Annotated in this window: 1 protein-coding gene; it reads right to left on the bottom strand. The window is 55.9% G+C overall.

Features of this window, described 5'->3' with window-relative positions; all coding sequences use genetic code 11:
• On the bottom strand, positions 1 to 270 hold a 270-nt coding region (locus SB756_RS30460; protein ID WP_410913291.1), incomplete at both ends, for a hypothetical protein.

Below are 270 nucleotides of genomic sequence, written 5' to 3'. Positions count from 1 at the left end.
CCAGATCGCCGCCCGCCAGCGCCAGCATCGCTTTTAATTCGCCAACACGCAGCGTGTACCAGCCATTGTCTTTACCGGTCGCCAGACCCAGCAGCTCACGAACGCGGGTAAAGTCATCAAAGCCTTCATCATCAAGCTGTCCAATCAGATCCAGATACTCTTCCGGATTCCAGTTGCTGTCAGGCAGGGCCAGCAGGGTTTCACGCATGCCCGCTCCCATGCTGTTGTTCGCCAGGAACAGATCTTCTGCCGGATAGATATCAGACATGC

This window comes from Pseudomonas sp. SIMBA_068 (genome assembly GCF_046534705.1).
Classification (GTDB): Bacteria; Pseudomonadota; Gammaproteobacteria; order Pseudomonadales; family Pseudomonadaceae; genus Aquipseudomonas; species Aquipseudomonas putida.
This window is presented reverse-complemented; position numbering and strand designations above follow the sequence as displayed.